Source organism: Phenylobacterium sp., assembly GCF_030693805.1.
Classification (GTDB): Bacteria; Pseudomonadota; Alphaproteobacteria; order Caulobacterales; family Caulobacteraceae; genus Phenylobacterium.
Genome location: NZ_JAUXZW010000013.1, coordinates 1 through 14,788, shown reverse-complemented (window position 1 = coordinate 14,788; position 14,788 = coordinate 1). Strand labels below are relative to the sequence as shown.

Sequence of the window (14,788 nt, the reverse complement as noted above, 5' to 3'; positions counted from 1 at the left end):
CCGCACCGCCTGCGACGACCGAAGTCCAACGCGCTGTGCGCCAGGCCCCGCGGCCCGGCGGCGCCGGTCTTTACCGGCGTCCGGAGGACGAGGACGACGGCGCGCGCCGCGGCAAGACCGCCGCGCCGACCAAGGCGATCTCCCGCGGAAAGGGCGCTGTCCAGCGCCGCGAAGGCCGCCTGACCATCCAGACCGTGGCCGGCAATGACGAGGACGCCGTCGAACGGATGCGCAGCCTCGCCTCGGTCCGCCGGGCGCGCGAGCGTGAACGCGAGAAGCGCAAGGGCGGCAGCCAGGAACAGGCCCGCGCCGCGCGCGAAGTGGTCATTCCCGACGTCATCACCGTGGCCGAACTGGCCAACCGGATGGCCATCCGCGGCGTCGAGATCATCAAGTTCCTGATGCGTCAGGGCGTGATGCTGAAGATCAATGACGTCATCGACAACGACACCGCCGAACTGGTGGCCACCGAATTCGGCCACACCGTGCGCCGCGTGTCGGAAGCCGACGTCGAAGAAGGCTTCATCGACGACGTGGACGAGGACGAGCACCTGGAGCCCCGGCCGCCCGTCGTGGCGGTCATGGGTCACGTCGACCACGGCAAGACCAGCCTGCTGGATGCGCTGCGGGCCACCGACGTCGCCGCCGGCGAACACGGCGGGATCACCCAGCACATCGGCGCCTATCAGGTCCGCCTGCCGGACGGCGAGCGGGTCACCTTCCTCGACACCCCTGGCCACGCTGCGTTCTCGGCGATGCGCGCCCGCGGCGCCAACGTCACCGACATCGTGGTCCTGGTGGTCGCGGCCGACGACGGCGTCATGCCTCAGACCATCGAGGCGATCCATCACGCCAAGGCTTCCGGCGCGCCGATCATCGTGGCGATCAACAAGATCGACAAGCCGGACGCCGATCCGACGCGGGTGATCAACGAGCTGCTGCAGCATGAGATCGTGGTCGAGAGCCTCGGCGGCGACACCCAGGCGATCCAGGTTTCCGCGACCCAGAAGATGGGCCTCGAGGACCTGATCGAAGGCATCCTGCTGCAGGCCCAGTTGATGGAGCTCAAGGCCAATCCCGACCGCACCGCCGACGGCGTGGTGATCGAGGCCAAGCTCGATCGCGGTCGCGGCGCGGTGTCCACCGTGCTGGTCAAGCGCGGCGCCCTGAAGCGCGGCGACATCGTCGTAGCCGGCTCCAGCTTCGGTCGCGTGCGCGCGCTGCTCAACGAGCGGGACGAACAGGTCGCCAGCGCCGGGCCTTCGGAACCGGTGGAGATCCTGGGCCTCGACGGCACGCCCGATCCGGGCGAGCCCTTCGCCGTCGTCGAGAACGAAGCGCGTGCGCGCGAACTCACCGAATACCGCACGCGTCTGAAGCGCGAGAAGGCCGGCTCGCCGGTCGCCGGCGGCGTCACCATGGCCGACATGATGGCCAAGCTGCAGGACAAGCGCGTCTCGGAACTGCCCCTGGTCATCAAGGCCGACGTGCAGGGTTCCGCCGAAGCCATCGTCGGCTCGCTGGACAAGCTCGGCACCGACGAGGTCCGTGCGCGGATCATCCTGTCGGGCGCCGGCGCGATCAGCGAAAGCGACGTCATGCTGGCCAAGGGCGCCGGGTCGCCGGTGCTGGGCTTCAACGTCCGGGCCTCGAAGCAGGCGCGCGAGCTGGCTGACCGCGAAGGCGTCGAGATCCGCTACTACGCGATCATCTACGACCTGATCGACGACATCAAAGGCGTGCTCTCGGGCATGCTGCCGCCGATCCAGCGCGAAACCTTCCTCGGCAACGCCGAGGTGCTGCAGGCCTTCGATATCACCAAGGTCGGCAAGGTCGCCGGCTGCCGGGTCACCGAGGGCGTGGTCCGCAAGGGCGCGCGCGTCCGGATCATCCGCCAGGACGTGGTGGTGCTCGAACTCGGCACCTTGCAGACGCTCAAGCGCTTCAAGGACGAGGTCAACGAGGTCCAGTCCGGCCAGGAGTGCGGGATGTTCTTCCAGGGCTTCCAGGACATCAAGGTCGGCGACACGATCGAGTGCTTCACCCTCGAAGAGGTCAAGCGCAGCCTCTAAACGGGTTTCGCCGCAACAGATCAGGCCCCGGAGTTCATCTCTGGGGCCTTTTCGTTTCCGCCGAAGCGGCGCGGATCTACAGCTCATGCGTTCCCGCACCATGCAGATCACCAGGATGTTTCCCGCCGCGATCGCCGCCAGCGCCTTGGCCCTTTCGGCCTGCGCCGCCGGCCCGGTCGGCAACACGCGCGTGCCCGAGCCCGCAAAGGCGGTGGAGTTCGAGCGATATCAGGGCCTGTGGTACGAGTTCGCTCGCTACGACAACCGCTTCGAACGCGGCTGCGAAGGCGTCACCGCGCGTTACGCAAAGCTGCCCGACGGCCTCATCTCGGTGCTCAATACCTGCCGCAAGGGCGCGCCGGATGGTCCTGCGAAATCCTCGGACGGTCGCGCAAAGCCTGTCGGAGACGCCAAGGCCGCCAAGCTCAAGGTCTCGTTTTTCGGACCGTTCTTCTTCGGCGACTATTGGGTGCTGGATCGCTCCGACGATTATAGCTGGGCGATCGTCGGCGAGCCGTCGGGACGCTATCTTTGGGTCCTGACCCGCGAGGCCCAGCCCTCGGCCGAGCGCCGCCGCGACCTGCTCGCGCGCGTGAAGGGGCTGGGCTATGACCTCGGGCTGCTCCGCATGACCCGCCACGCCGGGGGAACACCATGAACCGCATCCTGAACCTGGTCGCGACCGGCCTCGCCGCCCTGTCGCTCGCGGCCTGCGCCTCGGTGCAGAAGATCGACGCGGCCGGGGACGTCCACGCGCTGCTCGTCTCCATCCGCGACGGTGACGACGCGGCCTTCGACGCCCACGTCGACCGGCCCGCGCTGGAGCGCGAGATCGGCGCGCGGATGACCGCCGAACTCAACAAGCCGTCCGCCGATCCCAGGCTGAAGATGCTCGGCGCACTTCTGGGCTCCTCGGCCGCGAGCCTGGCCGGCGACGCGCTGATCCGACCGAAGGTGTTCCGCACCGTCGCCGAGTACTACGGCTATCGCGAGGGCCAGCCGCTGCCCGGACGGATGGCCATCGCCGGCAGCCTGCAGGACGTCGGCGACGGCCGGGTCTGCGCCACCCGTAAGAAAGGCGGCCCCTGTCTGTTGATGTTCACCCAGGAACAGGGCGTGTGGCGTCTGTCCGTCTTCGAAGGCGAGACCTCAATGCTGCGCACGGGCGGCTGATTCCGCCCGCGCTGGACTTCCGCGTCCTGGCTCTCTAGAAGCGCGCCTTCCCCGCGCCGGCGTCCGATCCGCCGTTCGGGCGCAAGCCGAGGCCTCGACATGAAACGCCCCTCACAGCCCGGCCGCGGTCAGCCCGCCGGTCCCACCCAGCGCCAACTTCGCGCCGGCGAACTGGTCCGCCACGCCCTCGCCGAGATCCTCCGCGAAGAGAAGCTGGCTGACTCCACCTTGCAGGGGGTCTCGGTGACGATCACCGAAGTCCGGATAAGCCCGGACCTGCGCCACGCCATCTGTTTCGTCGAGCCGCTCGGCGGCGTTCACGCCTCCGAAGTGGTGGAGGCGCTGGGCCGCCACACCAAGTACCTGCGTGGGCGCCTGGGACGGATCATCGACATGAAATTCACGCCCGACCTCAAGTTCCTCCACGACGAGAGCTTCAACGAGGCCACCCGCATCAACCGCCTGTTCGACGACCCGCGCGTCCGCCGCGACCTGACCCCGGGTGACGGCGCCGACGACGACGGCGAGGCCTGACGCCATGGGCCGCAAGCGCAAGGGCGACCCGGTCTCGGGCTGGGTCTGCCTCGACAAGCCCTATGACCTGACCTCCACCCATGCCGTCAGTCGCGTGCGCCGGCTGTTCAACGCCCAGAAGGCGGGGCACGCCGGCACCCTCGACCCCCTCGCCACCGGCATCCTGCCGATCGCTCTGGGCGAGGCGACCAAGACGGTCCCGTACCTGATGGACGCCGACAAGACCTATCGGTTCACCATCGCCTGGGGCCGCACGACCGCGACGTTCGACCGTGCAGGCGAGACGACGCAAAGCTCCGACGTGCGCCCCGACCCGGACGCCGTCGCTGCCGCTCTGCCGGCCTTCGTTGGCGAGATTTCCCAGGTCCCGCCGATCTACTCGGCGATCAAGGTCGACGGCGAGCGGGCCTATGACCTCGCCCGCGCCGGCGAGACCGTGGAGCTCAAGGCCCGCATCGTGCGCATCGATGCGGCGCGCGTCACCGCGGCGCCGGACGCCGACCACGTCGAGATCGAGATCGACTGCGGCAAGGGCGTCTATGTCCGCGCGGTGGTGCGCGACCTGGCCGAACGCCTGGGCGCCTGCGGCCATGTCAGCGCGCTGCGCCGCACCCGTGTCGGCGGCTTCACCGAGGCGCGGGCGATAGGACTGGAAACGCTTGAGGAATTCGGGCATAAGGCCCGCCATCTGGAGGCATTGCTTCCGGTCGAGACCGCGCTGGACGACATCCCGGCGCTGGCCGTGACCGACGAAGACGCTTTCAGGCTCAAGCAGGGACGATCGATCGTTCTCATTCCCCGACAGGTGGAAGCGCTGAAGACCCGGCTCAATCCCGGGTCTCGCACCGTTTCCGCCACGACGGGCGGACAGATCATCGCTCTCTGCGAGATGCGCGCCGGCCGGCTCGAGCCCGCGCGGGTCTTCAACATCGAAAAGAGCGGAGACCTCACCGATGTCGATTACGATCGAACGCAAGGCTGAACTGATCAAGACCCACGCCCGGGGCGAAGCCGACACCGGCAGCGCCGAGGTCCAGGTGGCTATCCTGTCTGAACGGATCTCCAACCTGACCGAGCACTTCAAGACCCACAAGAAGGACAACCACTCGCGCCGGGGGCTTCTGAAGCTCGTTTCCCAGCGCCGTTCGCTTCTGGATCACCTGAAGAAGACCGACGAAGCTCGCTACCAGAGCATCATCGAGAAGCTGGGCCTGCGCCGCTAAGCCAGGCCTCGCACTGCGCGGGCGAGCCCGCGCAGACGCTTTAACGACAGCGCCCCCGCTCGCGGGCGGCGTCGATACATAGCCGCCGCCCCTTCACGACAGGCTGAAGGATCAGCGGCGGCGCCTCAGGCTCCCGTTTCATGTGAGAGCCTGCACGTCCGCACGAGGGTTCGGTAGAAATCCTCGCCGCCTGTTCATCTGGAGAGGATTTCGGAAAGCCCGAACCCCCTGTCCGTCCCCGCCGGGAATACGCCCGCGGGTTGAGAAAGAAGAGAAATGTTCGACATCAAACGCAAATCGATCGAGTGGGGCGGCAAGACGCTGACGCTCGAAACCGGCCGCATGGCCCGTCAGGCTGACGGCGCGGTGCTGGCCATCTACGGCGAGACCATGGTGCTGGCCACCGCGGTGTTCGCCAAGAGCGCGAAGCCCGGTCAGGACTTCTTCCCGCTCACCGTCAACTACCAGGAGAAGTTCTACGCCGCGGGCAAGATCCCGGGCAGCTTCCCCCGCCGCGCAGGCGCGCCGTCGCAGAAGGAAACCCTGACCTCGCGCCTGATCGACCGTCCGATCCGGCCGCTGTTCGTCAAGGGCTTCAAGAACGAGGTCCAGGTGGTCACGACCGTGCTCGCCCACGACCTGGAGAACGACCCCGACATCGTCGCCCTGGTCGCGGCCTCCGCCGCCCTGGTGATCTCCGGCGCGCCGTTCATGGGCCCGATCGCCGGCGCCCGCGTCGGCTTCGTGGATGGGGAATACATCCTCAACCCGACGCTCGAGGAAATGAAGGACAGCCAGATGGACCTGGTCGTTGCGGGCACGCACGACGCGGTCATGATGGTCGAGTCCGAGATCCAGGAGCTCAATGAGGATCAGGTCCTCAAGGGCGTGATGTTCGCCCACGCCGGCATGCAGCCGGTGATCGACGCGATCATCGAACTGGCCGAACACTCCGCCAAGGAGCCGTTCGACTTCGTCCCCGACGACACCGACGCGATCAAGGCCGAGATCAAGGGCCTGATCGGCGCCGACCTCGCCGCCGCCTACAAGATCGTCGCCAAAGGCCAGCGTCACGACGCGGTGTCCGCGGCCAAGGCCAAGGCTTCCGAGAAGTTCGGCAAGTCTGAAGCCAATCCCACCGGCGTCTCGCCCGACAAGCTGGGCGGCGTGTTCAAGGAACTGGAAGCCGACGTCGTCCGCCGCAACATCCTGGACACCGGCATCCGCATCGACGGCCGCACCGTGGACAAGGTCCGCCAGATCGTCTCCGAAGTGGGCGTGCTGCCCCGGGCCCACGGCTCGGCGCTGTTCACCCGCGGCGAAACGCAAGCCCTGGTCGTGGCCACGCTCGGCACCGGCGACGACGAGCAGCTGATCGACGCGCTCGAGGGCAAGTACTACGAGAAGTTCATGCTGCACTATAACTTCCCGCCGTTCTCGGTCGGGGAGACGGGCCGCATGGGCGCGCCGGGCCGCCGCGAAGTCGGCCACGGCAAGCTGGCGTGGCGGGCGATCCGCCCGATGCTGCCGAGCGCGGAGGAGTTCCCCTACACCATCCGCCTGGTCTCGGAGATCTTCGAGTCCAACGGCTCGTCCTCGATGGCCAGCGTCTGCGGCTCGTCGCTGGCGTTGATGGATGCGGGCGTGCCGCTGAAGAAGCCGGTGTCCGGCATCGCCATGGGCCTGATCCTCGAGCCCGACGGCTTCGCCGTGCTCTCCGACATCTTGGGCGACGAGGACCACCTCGGCGACATGGACTTCAAGGTGGCCGGCACCGAAGACGGCATCACCTCGCTGCAGATGGACATCAAGATCGCCGGCATCACCGAGGAGATCATGCGCAAGGCCCTGGCCCAGGCCAAGGACGGCCGCGCGCACATCCTGGGTGAGATGGGCAAGGCCATGGAGGCGCCCCGCACCGAGCTGGGCGAATTCGCGCCGAAGATCGAGACCATGAAGGTCCCGGTCGACAAGATCCGCGAAGTCATCGGCACCGGCGGCAAGGTGATCCGCGAGATCGTCGCGGAGACCGGCGCCAAGGTCGACATCGGCGACGACGGCACGGTGAAGATCGCCGCCGCCGAGCAGTCGAAGATCGACGCGGCCCGCGACTGGATCAAGTCGATCGTGTCCGAGCCGGAAGTCGGCGAGATCTACACCGGCAAGGTGGTCAAGATCGTCGACTTCGGCGCCTTCGTGAACTTCTTCGGCGCCAAGGACGGCCTGGTCCACGTGAGCCAGATCTCCGCCGACCGCGTGGCGAAGGTCCAGGACGTGCTGCAGGAAGGCCAGTCCGTGAAGGTCAAGCTTCTCGGCTTCGACGACCGCGGCAAGACCCGCCTGTCGATGAAGGTGGTCGACCAGGAGACCGGTGAAGACCTCTCCAAGAAGGACCAGCCGGAAACCGCCGAGGCTTAAGGCCTGAGCTGACGGCTAAGACAATCGGGGCGGTCGCAGCGATGCGGCCGCCCTTTTTGCTGGGCGCTACTTCGGGGCGGCCATGGCCCAGGTGACGCCGAAGGGGTCTTTGACCTGGCCGTAGCGATCGCCCCAGAACTGCTCGGCGAGCGGCATGGTCACCTCGCAGCCGGCGTCGACGGCGCGCTTCCACCAGGCGTCGACGTCGGTGACCTGCAGGTGCAGCGCATAGCCCTGGGCCGGCACGGCCGGGTAGCCGAAGTCGGGGAAGAAGTCGGCCATCATCAGGTCGCCGCCGTTGATCCTCAGATGGCCGTGCATCACCCGCTGGCCGTCGTCGCTCTTCATCAGCATCAGCTCCTCGGCGCCGAAGGCCTTCTTGTAGAAGTCCATCGCCTTGGCGGCGCCGTCGATGGAGAGGTGGGCGATCACGCCGCCGGCCTGCATCGCCTGTTCGCTGGAGGGGTTGTCAGCCATGGGAAAGTCCTTTCGTGGGGGCTTAAGCGGAGCGCTCGCCGTCCTTCATCAGGCGGTCGAGGTGCATGCGGATGTGGGCGGCCTCGGGCGCGGAGTTGGCGCGGGCGATCGCCTGGTCGAATGCGGTGCGCGCCTCGGCCTCGCGGCCGAGCTGCATCAGCAGCCCACCCTTGACGCCGTAGAAGTGGAAGTAGCCGGCCAGGCGATCCTCCAGCGGCTCGATCATCGCCAGCGCCTCGGCGGGCCCGCGGGCCTTCGATACGGCGACGGCGCGGTTGAGGGTGACGACGGGGGAGGGCTGCATCACCTCCAGCGCCGCATAGAGCAGGTCGATCTGCGCCCAGTCGGTGTCGGCGGGCGTCGCGGCGCGGGCGTGCAGGGCGGCGATCGCGGCCTGGACCTGGTAGGGGCCGCGGCGGCGGTGGCGGATCGCCTTGTCGATCAGGGCCAGGCCCTCGGCGATCATCTTGCCGTTCCACAGGCTCCGGTCCTGGTCGTCGAGCAGCACCACCTCGCCGGCGGCGTCGAAGCGGGCCGGCGTGCGCGCGTGCTGCAGCAGCATCAGCGCCGTCAGCCCCATGATCTCCGGCTCGTTGGTGAACAGGCGCAGCAGCAGGCGGCCCAGCCGGATCGCCTCGTCGCTGAATTGGCCGCGGGCCTCGCCGCCGGCGGCGGAGTAGCCCTCGTTGAACACCAGGTAGATCATCGCCGCCACCGCGGCCAACCGCTCGGAGCGCTCGACGGGGCCGGGCGCCTCGAAGGGCGTGTCGGCGCGGGCGATGCGCGCCTTGGCCCGGGTGATCCGCTGCTCCATCGCCGCCTCGCCGACCAGGAAGGCGCGGGCGATCTGCTTCACGCTGAGGCCCGAGACGATGCGCAAGGCCAGCGCGATCTGCTGGGTGGGGGGCAGGTCCGGGTGGCAGCAGATGAATAGCAGCCGCAGCACGTCGTCGCGGTAATGGTCGCCGTCCAGCCGCTCGGCCATCGGCGCCTCGACGTCGGCCAGGTCGCTGATCGCCTCCTCGGGCGGCAGGGCGGTGTTGCGCGCGCGCTTGCGCACCCCGTCGAGGGCGGCGTTGCGGCCGACCATGATCAGCCAGGCGGTGGGGTCGCGCGGCGGCCCGTTGGCCGGCCAGGTCTTCAGCGCCCGCAGGCAGGCGTCCTGGAACGCCTCCTCGGCGGTGTCGAGGTCGCGGAAATAGCGCAGCAGGGCGCCGATCGCCTGGGGCCGGGCGGACGCCATCGCCCCCTGGATCCAGGCGAGGTCGCTCATGACGCGGCGACGCCGGCGACGGCGCTGACGGCGAGCGCGGCGTTGGGGTGGAACAGCAGCAGGGGGCGGATCTCATAGGACCCCGGCCCCGGGTTGGCGGCGGCGAGGTCGCGGGCGACGGCCAGCGCGCCCTCCAGATCCGCGCAGTCGACGACGTAGAAGCCGAGCAGCTGCTCCTTGGTCTCGGCGAACGGCCCGTCGATCACCAGTTGCTCGCCGCCCTTGCGAAGCGTGGTCGCCGCCGTCGTCGGCAGCAGCCGCGCGACGGGTCCCAAGCGGTTCTGGGCGACCAGCCTGTCCTGCACCTGGGCGAGGTCGGCCATCACCTTGGCCTCCTGGTCTTGCGTCCAGGAGAAGACGGCGTCTTCCTCGTTGTAGCAGAGAATGGCGTAGAGCATGGCGCGGGCCTCGTTCGTCTCAAAGACGCACGAGTATGGCGCGGGCCGACAGCGGGGTGCGCGCAAAAAACGCGCGGGTCCTTCTCCCGCAGGGGGAGAAGGGGGGCTTTAGGGCCCCGCGCCGGAGGCGCGTTCGCCGGTTTCGGGCGCTTCGCTCAGGGCCGCGGCGGGGTCCGCGCCCTCGTCGTTGGCGGCGCGGGCGGCTTCCAGGTCGAGGTCCTTGCGCACCTGGGCGATGCAGGCCTCCAGCGGCATGGCGCCGAAATCCTCGAACAGCACTTCCTCGGCGAGATGGGCGTCCACCTCGCGCAGCAGCGCCAGCGCCTCGTCGCGCTCGTAATCCTGGCTGATCTCGCGCCACAGCGCGGTGCGCACCTGGCCCTTGCGGATCTCGCAGGCGCGGTTGGCCAGCACCCGGTCCTCGCGCACCGCCTCGCGGCGCTCCTGCGCCAGCCGCGACTCCAGCGCCAGCGTCATGCGCACCGCGCGCGACACCCGGTGGAACGCCAGCGCCAGGCCCAGCACCGCCTCGTCGCTCGAAGCACCTTGGGCCCGCGCCGCCAGCCCACGCGCCAGCGTCATCCCGAGCTCGGCCAGCTCCGCCAGCACGCGCCCCTGCCGCTCACCCATGTCCGCTGTCGTCGCCACGAACAAAAAGAGAACACGAGAAGGGCCGGTTGTCAAATTTTGTCGCGGACGGCGGGCAGGCATCCCGTAGACAAGAAGTCCGCTCACGACCCACCTGCGACGTTCGGGATGTCCGATGAATGCTGATGGCAGCGCCCAGTACTTGAGACTGGCGCCTCGCGGTTGGCGGAGTTCGGGACCTTGCATTGGGCGACGGCGGGGAGTGTGCCACCCTCGCTCGTCACACACACTTGCTAGGTGGTGTTGGAAAATCATACATACTATGCCATATATGTACGGCAATCAGACGGAGGACGCCATGGCCGATGCACCCACCAAGGAGGACTTGGAGAAGATCTTCGCGGAAAAAAAAGCGATTTTGATCGCTGAGCTGGAGGGATGGTTTGAAACTGAGACCGCCTCCATCGACGGATCAATTGAGGCCAAGGCCCCGGCCGGCGCTGGAGGCTCGATCATCAGTGTCCGAGCCGCGATCGATTCGAAGCGCGTTGTAGACGCGACCTTGATCACGGAGGAAGTGCTCGGCATCGAGCTGCCGCCCGAGATCATCAAACCCGGTGGCTATGACAGCTGCGACGCCATGATCGCAGACCTTGTTCCGAAACTGCGGGCCGTCTTCGTCGGCGAACTCAAGGTCAAGAAGACATCCAGCAAGCAGCCGGCGGGGGCGTAGCCCGCCATGGCCTCTCCAGCGGACCAATGGCGCGATCTCGGTGAGCGGCTGCGCAAAGCGCGCGAGTATCTCGAACTGACGCAGGACGAAGCGGCTCGAGTGATCGGGATTTCCCGCCCATCACTATCTCAGGTAGAAAACGGTCGACGAAAGGTCGATGCGGTTGAGTTGGCCGCGTTTGCCAAACTCTACGGGCAGTCGGTCGAGACTCTTGCCGGCGCTATGCCACAACAGATTCCAGAGGACGTTCAGCACTTGGCTCGCGCGACCCGCGATCTCTCAGACCAGGATCGCGCAGAGCTCCTGCGTTTTGCTGAGTTCTTGCAGGCGCGATCGAAGAAGGACGATCGCGTTGGCTAGGTCGCCTGCTGCCTCCACTCGATTGAACGCGGCTGCGTCCGCCAAGCGGCTTCACCGTCAGCTTGGGCTGGAGGCGCGCATCCGCCAGTCGGGCGGGGCGGTCGACGTGTTTGAGATCATTGCCGAATTGGATATTCCCCTTCTGTTCAAACCCCTTGAGACTGCCCAGGGGCTTTGCCTGCCGAAGCCGCTGCGTGGGATCATGATCACCACGCGCCGGACTCTCAGTATCCAGCGATTCACGGCCGCCCACGAACTCGGCCATTTGATGCTCGACCACGAGGCGAGCATCGACCTGGAGATTCTCGAACGGGGCCCCCTTGGACCCGACAAAGGGCGCGATCTCCAGGAGGTCGCCGCCGACGCCTTTGCGGCCGAGTTCATGCTCCCAAGATGGCTCTACGGCTACCACATCCAACGGCAGGGGTGGTCGGTCGCTGAACTACGCAACCCCAACGTCACCTACCAGCTCTCGTTGCGCATGGGCGCCAGCTACGAGGCGACCTGCTGGGGGCTTCTGAGCCATCAAATCCTGAAGCGACCCGAAGTTGATGCGCTCCGGAAGGAGAAGGTCGCCAACATGAAGGCGCGGCTGGGCGACGGATTTCGGCCGGCCGACTCATGGGCCGACGTCTGGCGCTTCACGGAGCGCGATGATGGCGGCGTCATCGGCAGCACCGAGCGCGACCTGGTCCGGTTGGAACTGCCGGAGAACAGTAGCGCTGGATACGAATGGGACGTTGGCATCCTGCGCGAAGCCGGCCTCGAAATCCTCGATGACAGATCGGAGTTCAACGAAGACCCGGTTATATACGGCGCGCCGGCCAAACGCCGCGTCATGGCAAGACCCCTGACGTCGGATCGTCGGACAGTCTCTCTCATCGAAAGCCAGCCTTGGAGCCCCAGCAACGATTCACGCCTCACCGTGACTCTGAACTTCGACGGTGCTGAAACAGGGGGCCTTTCCAAGGCCGAGCGCCGGCGTGTAGGAGCCATGCCCGCGTGATCGTCGATGTCGACCTGCGACCCCAGTTTCAAGGCGTCCGGCACCAGGGTCAACGCTCAGCATGCCTTGCGTTCGCGACGACGGCCGCTCATGAGCGCCATATCGCCGCGCCCGAACTCCTGTGTGTGGAGTATTTGTTCTATCATTCAGTTCAACGAACGCCCGGTGCCGATCCCGGCGCGGGTGCCTCGATGCTCGCGATGGGCGATGCCCTTCGCGATGATGGTCAACCCGTGGAGGCCGTCTGGCCCTACTTGGCGGCGCAACCCGCCCCAGGGGCTTGGACCGTCCCGACCTTTAAGAATCCGGTGTTGAAGGCGACCGCAGATATGTCGTCTCGGGACTTCGACGCGATTGTCGCCACGCTCGACAGCGACCGCCCTGTGGTGCTGGGGCTGGTGATCACCGCCAGCTTCCTTCGCTGCACCCCGAGCGGACGGCTGCCGCCATTGAATCCTGATCCGGCCCGCAGTGGCCACGCCGTGCTTGCCGTTGGGCACGGACGAGATCCGAGTGGTGATCAGCACATCCTGATCCGTAACAGCTGGGGGGCTCTTGGGGCTCCGGCGGGCACGCCTGGCTGTCGCGTCCTTATGTTGCCGGGCAACTCCGCGACACCGCGATCCTAACCTGAGAGCTACCGATGGAACTGATCAAAGGCGAAACCTGCCCCAGTGTCTGGCTTAAGGCGGTTGAGCACCTCACGGGCTGCCCGGCGCACGAGGACTTCGACGTCTTCCTCGGCATCGCCACGCCGACGATCTACTCGGCGTCGGATCGGGTGATCCTCGATACCGTCGACGCCTTCCTCCGGGACCATGGGGGCTCCCGGGTTGAAACGGTCGCGGAAACGCTCTTTCCGCTCAGCGACTATCTGCATCACGGAGCCAAGGGCGTGTACGAGGTGTACCCCAAGCGCATCCAGCACATCAGGAGCGCTCGCAGCAATGATCGCCGATGGGGCACCTATGCCCTACGGCTGCTTGAACCGCGGCTAGACCCAAAGAAGCGCAAATACGTGCCGCTTGCGGCGCTCGTCACCAAGATCAGGGACCATGGAAAGTATCGGGCGGCGCATGAACTCAACGTTGGCCCCTTTGAAGACGACATCGAAATCTACGACCCGGACCGCGATCGGTTGCGCCCCTATGGGGGACCTTGCCTCAGCCATCTGAGCTTCAAGGTCTATGACGGGAGGGTTCGGCTGAACGCCACCTATCGATCGCATTTTTATGTCCAGAGGCTTCTGGGCAACCTGATCGGCTTGGCCAGGTTGCAGTTCTTTGTCGCCAACGAAAGCGGACTGGAAGTGGGGCCGTTGACAATCAATTCCACTTTCGCCCGCCTGGATGCCGGCGGCGGCGGCGGCGGCGGTGACGGAGGTCGATGGGGTGAGGGCGATATCACGCGGCTGATCGCCGCCTGCCGTAAGGCGGCGGACGCCGAGGCTACATTGCCAGTTCAGGCTGTCGTGGCTCCAGCCGCAGGTCATACGCCTCTGCCATCTGCCGCCTGAACTCTGTCTGCCCACCGTAGCTTGGGTGGCGCACATAGGTATGGGGGAGGCCCAGGCGTTCGAGCGCCCGTCCGGCATCGTTGCCCAGCACAAAGATTCGCTCGAAGTCGAAGGCCTCCATCATAGCCGCCAAAAGATCCTCACAGGCGGCGAACTCGCGCCGCGTGTGACAGCGGTTGTTCAGGGGTGCGTCGGCTTCGTGGGGGTGGAAAGGGAAGGCGTTCCATAGGAACGGCGGCTCTTCGATTGCTTGTATGACGCGCCAGATTTCGGCGGCGGTGCGTTCCGCCACAGTCTGCGTCGTCGTCGCCTTGCGTGCGCCATCGACGTTGAAGGCGACGCAGAATGAAGGGAGATGGGCTTCGTCGGTCAACGGCAGTCCGGTGCGGCGGCCGCCGCGATAGCCTAGGTCACGTCCGATCCAGGCCGTGCGCGGCATCGCTCTGAAGGCCTCGGCGAAATAGATCTCCAGGTTGTGGAGTCTAACCCCAGGCGAGGCCTCGTCGTCATGGATCTCACAGACGTGGCGGTAGGGATTGAAGACGTTCTCGAACTCCATAGCCCACAAGGCGGCGGAGAACTCCAGAGCGCGATCCTGCGGCTCGCCCTTCACCGCGACATTATCACCCCTCATCGAGACCCTCTCTAAACTCAAGCGTATGGCCGTCGAAGTCGGCCACGACATAGCCCTGGCGGTGCGCTTTCAGGGCGCGGAATACGGCAAATCCGTCCAAGATGGCCTTTTCCCACTGCCAAAGCGCACAGCGCGTCACTTCATAGCCGCGGATGAATTCCTGAATGGATTTCAGGAGGTCATAGTCGACGTGGTCCAGGCCTTCGAAAAGCTGACGATCGAGGCCCCGCCCAAAGATGAAGGTCGCGACCCCTTCTTCGATAAGGATGGCGCGTGCTCCATCTTGGTTTTCGTCCAACTCCGCATCGCTTTTGCGCTTGAGGTGGAGCAGGGCCCTTAGAGGCTGTTTGGAAAAGGCGTGAGCGGTGATTCCGCTTCATCGT

18 protein-coding genes are annotated in these 14,788 nt (G+C 66.6%); 12 read left to right on the top strand and 6 right to left on the bottom strand.

What is annotated here, in order from left to right; genetic code table 11:
* The 7 genes from infB to pnp all read left to right on the top strand — a co-directional run.
* A partial coding sequence (infB, locus tag Q8M88_RS00860; RefSeq protein ID WP_305594126.1) for a translation initiation factor IF-2 occupies positions 1-2,072 on the top strand: 2,072 nt, incomplete at its 5' end.
* Positions 2,073-2,157: 85 nt separating this feature from the next.
* Positions 2,158-2,730, top strand: coding sequence for a lipocalin family protein (locus Q8M88_RS00855; protein ID WP_371132602.1), 573 nt, complete (start codon positions 2,158-2,160; stop codon positions 2,728-2,730).
* The gene (locus Q8M88_RS00850) at positions 2,727-3,245 is read left to right on the top strand and encodes a DUF2939 domain-containing protein (RefSeq protein ID WP_305594124.1); all 519 of its coding nucleotides are present in this window, start codon (positions 2,727-2,729) and stop codon (positions 3,243-3,245) included. The genes Q8M88_RS00855 and Q8M88_RS00850 overlap by 4 nt, the downstream gene beginning before the upstream one ends.
* Positions 3,246-3,344: 99 nt before the next feature.
* On the top strand, positions 3,345-3,779 hold the full coding sequence (gene rbfA / locus Q8M88_RS00845) for a 30S ribosome-binding factor RbfA (RefSeq protein WP_305594122.1): 435 nt from the start codon (positions 3,345-3,347) through the stop codon (positions 3,777-3,779).
* 4 nt (positions 3,780-3,783) lie between these two features.
* The gene (gene truB / locus Q8M88_RS00840) at positions 3,784-4,761 is read left to right on the top strand and encodes a tRNA pseudouridine(55) synthase TruB (RefSeq protein ID WP_305594120.1); all 978 of its coding nucleotides are present in this window, start codon (positions 3,784-3,786) and stop codon (positions 4,759-4,761) included.
* A complete protein-coding gene (gene rpsO / locus Q8M88_RS00835; RefSeq protein ID WP_305594118.1) occupies positions 4,733-5,002 on the top strand; it encodes a 30S ribosomal protein S15 in 270 nt (89 codons plus the stop codon). The genes truB and rpsO overlap by 29 nt, the downstream gene beginning before the upstream one ends.
* Before the next feature lie 276 nt (positions 5,003-5,278).
* The gene (pnp, locus tag Q8M88_RS00830; RefSeq protein ID WP_305594116.1) at positions 5,279-7,420 is read left to right on the top strand and encodes a polyribonucleotide nucleotidyltransferase; all 2,142 of its coding nucleotides are present in this window, start codon (positions 5,279-5,281) and stop codon (positions 7,418-7,420) included.
* Positions 7,421-7,486: 66 nt separating this feature from the next.
* On the opposite strand, the gene Q8M88_RS00825 is transcribed toward pnp, so the two are convergent.
* The 4 genes from Q8M88_RS00825 to Q8M88_RS00810 form a co-directional block, all read right to left on the bottom strand.
* The gene (locus Q8M88_RS00825) at positions 7,487-7,897 is read right to left on the bottom strand and encodes a glyoxalase/bleomycin resistance/extradiol dioxygenase family protein (protein ID WP_305594114.1); all 411 of its coding nucleotides are present in this window, start codon (positions 7,895-7,897) and stop codon (positions 7,487-7,489) included.
* A 22-nt stretch (positions 7,898-7,919) separates the two neighbouring features.
* Entirely contained in the window at positions 7,920-9,170 is a 1,251-nt protein-coding gene (locus tag Q8M88_RS00820) for an RNA polymerase sigma factor (RefSeq protein ID WP_305594112.1), read from the bottom strand.
* Positions 9,167-9,568 (bottom strand): YciI family protein, encoded by a 402-nt coding sequence (locus Q8M88_RS00815; RefSeq protein WP_305594110.1) that lies wholly within the window; start codon positions 9,566-9,568, stop codon positions 9,167-9,169. Before Q8M88_RS00815 ends, Q8M88_RS00820 begins: the two co-directional genes overlap by 4 nt.
* A 108-nt stretch (positions 9,569-9,676) precedes the next feature.
* Positions 9,677-10,198 carry a hypothetical protein gene (locus Q8M88_RS00810; RefSeq protein ID WP_305594108.1) on the bottom strand — a complete coding sequence of 174 codons (522 nt, stop codon included), beginning with the start codon at positions 10,196-10,198 and terminating at the stop codon, positions 9,677-9,679.
* Positions 10,199-10,514: 316 nt separating this feature from the next.
* On the opposite strand from Q8M88_RS00810, the gene Q8M88_RS00805 reads away from it, so the two are divergent.
* The 5 genes from Q8M88_RS00805 (at position 10,515) to Q8M88_RS00785 (ending at position 13,771) form a co-directional block, all read left to right on the top strand.
* Positions 10,515-10,889 (top strand): hypothetical protein, encoded by a 375-nt coding sequence (locus Q8M88_RS00805; RefSeq protein WP_305594106.1) that lies wholly within the window; start codon positions 10,515-10,517, stop codon positions 10,887-10,889.
* Between the two features lie 6 nt (positions 10,890-10,895).
* A complete protein-coding gene (locus tag Q8M88_RS00800) occupies positions 10,896-11,249 on the top strand; it encodes a helix-turn-helix domain-containing protein (protein WP_305594104.1) in 354 nt (117 codons plus the stop codon).
* 106 nt (positions 11,250-11,355) lie between these two features.
* Entirely contained in the window at positions 11,356-12,255 is a 900-nt protein-coding gene (locus Q8M88_RS00795) for an ImmA/IrrE family metallo-endopeptidase (RefSeq protein WP_305594102.1), read from the top strand.
* On the top strand, positions 12,252-12,884 hold the full coding sequence (locus Q8M88_RS00790) for a C1 family peptidase (protein ID WP_305594100.1): 633 nt from the start codon (positions 12,252-12,254) through the stop codon (positions 12,882-12,884). The genes Q8M88_RS00795 and Q8M88_RS00790 overlap by 4 nt, the downstream gene beginning before the upstream one ends.
* Positions 12,885-12,898: 14 nt before the next feature.
* Positions 12,899-13,771 (top strand): hypothetical protein, encoded by an 873-nt coding sequence (locus Q8M88_RS00785; protein WP_305594098.1) that lies wholly within the window; start codon positions 12,899-12,901, stop codon positions 13,769-13,771.
* On the opposite strand, the gene Q8M88_RS00780 is transcribed toward Q8M88_RS00785, so the two are convergent.
* Positions 13,704-14,384: a uracil-DNA glycosylase gene (locus tag Q8M88_RS00780; RefSeq protein ID WP_305594096.1), complete on the bottom strand. Its 681-nt coding sequence runs from the start codon at positions 14,382-14,384 to the stop codon at positions 13,704-13,706. The two genes, Q8M88_RS00785 and Q8M88_RS00780, sit on opposite strands and share 68 nt — an antisense overlap.
* A gap of 10 nt (positions 14,385-14,394) precedes the next feature.
* Positions 14,395-14,736, bottom strand: coding sequence for a hypothetical protein (locus Q8M88_RS00775; protein WP_305594128.1), 342 nt, complete (start codon positions 14,734-14,736; stop codon positions 14,395-14,397).
* Between the last annotated feature and the right edge of the window lie 52 nt (positions 14,737-14,788).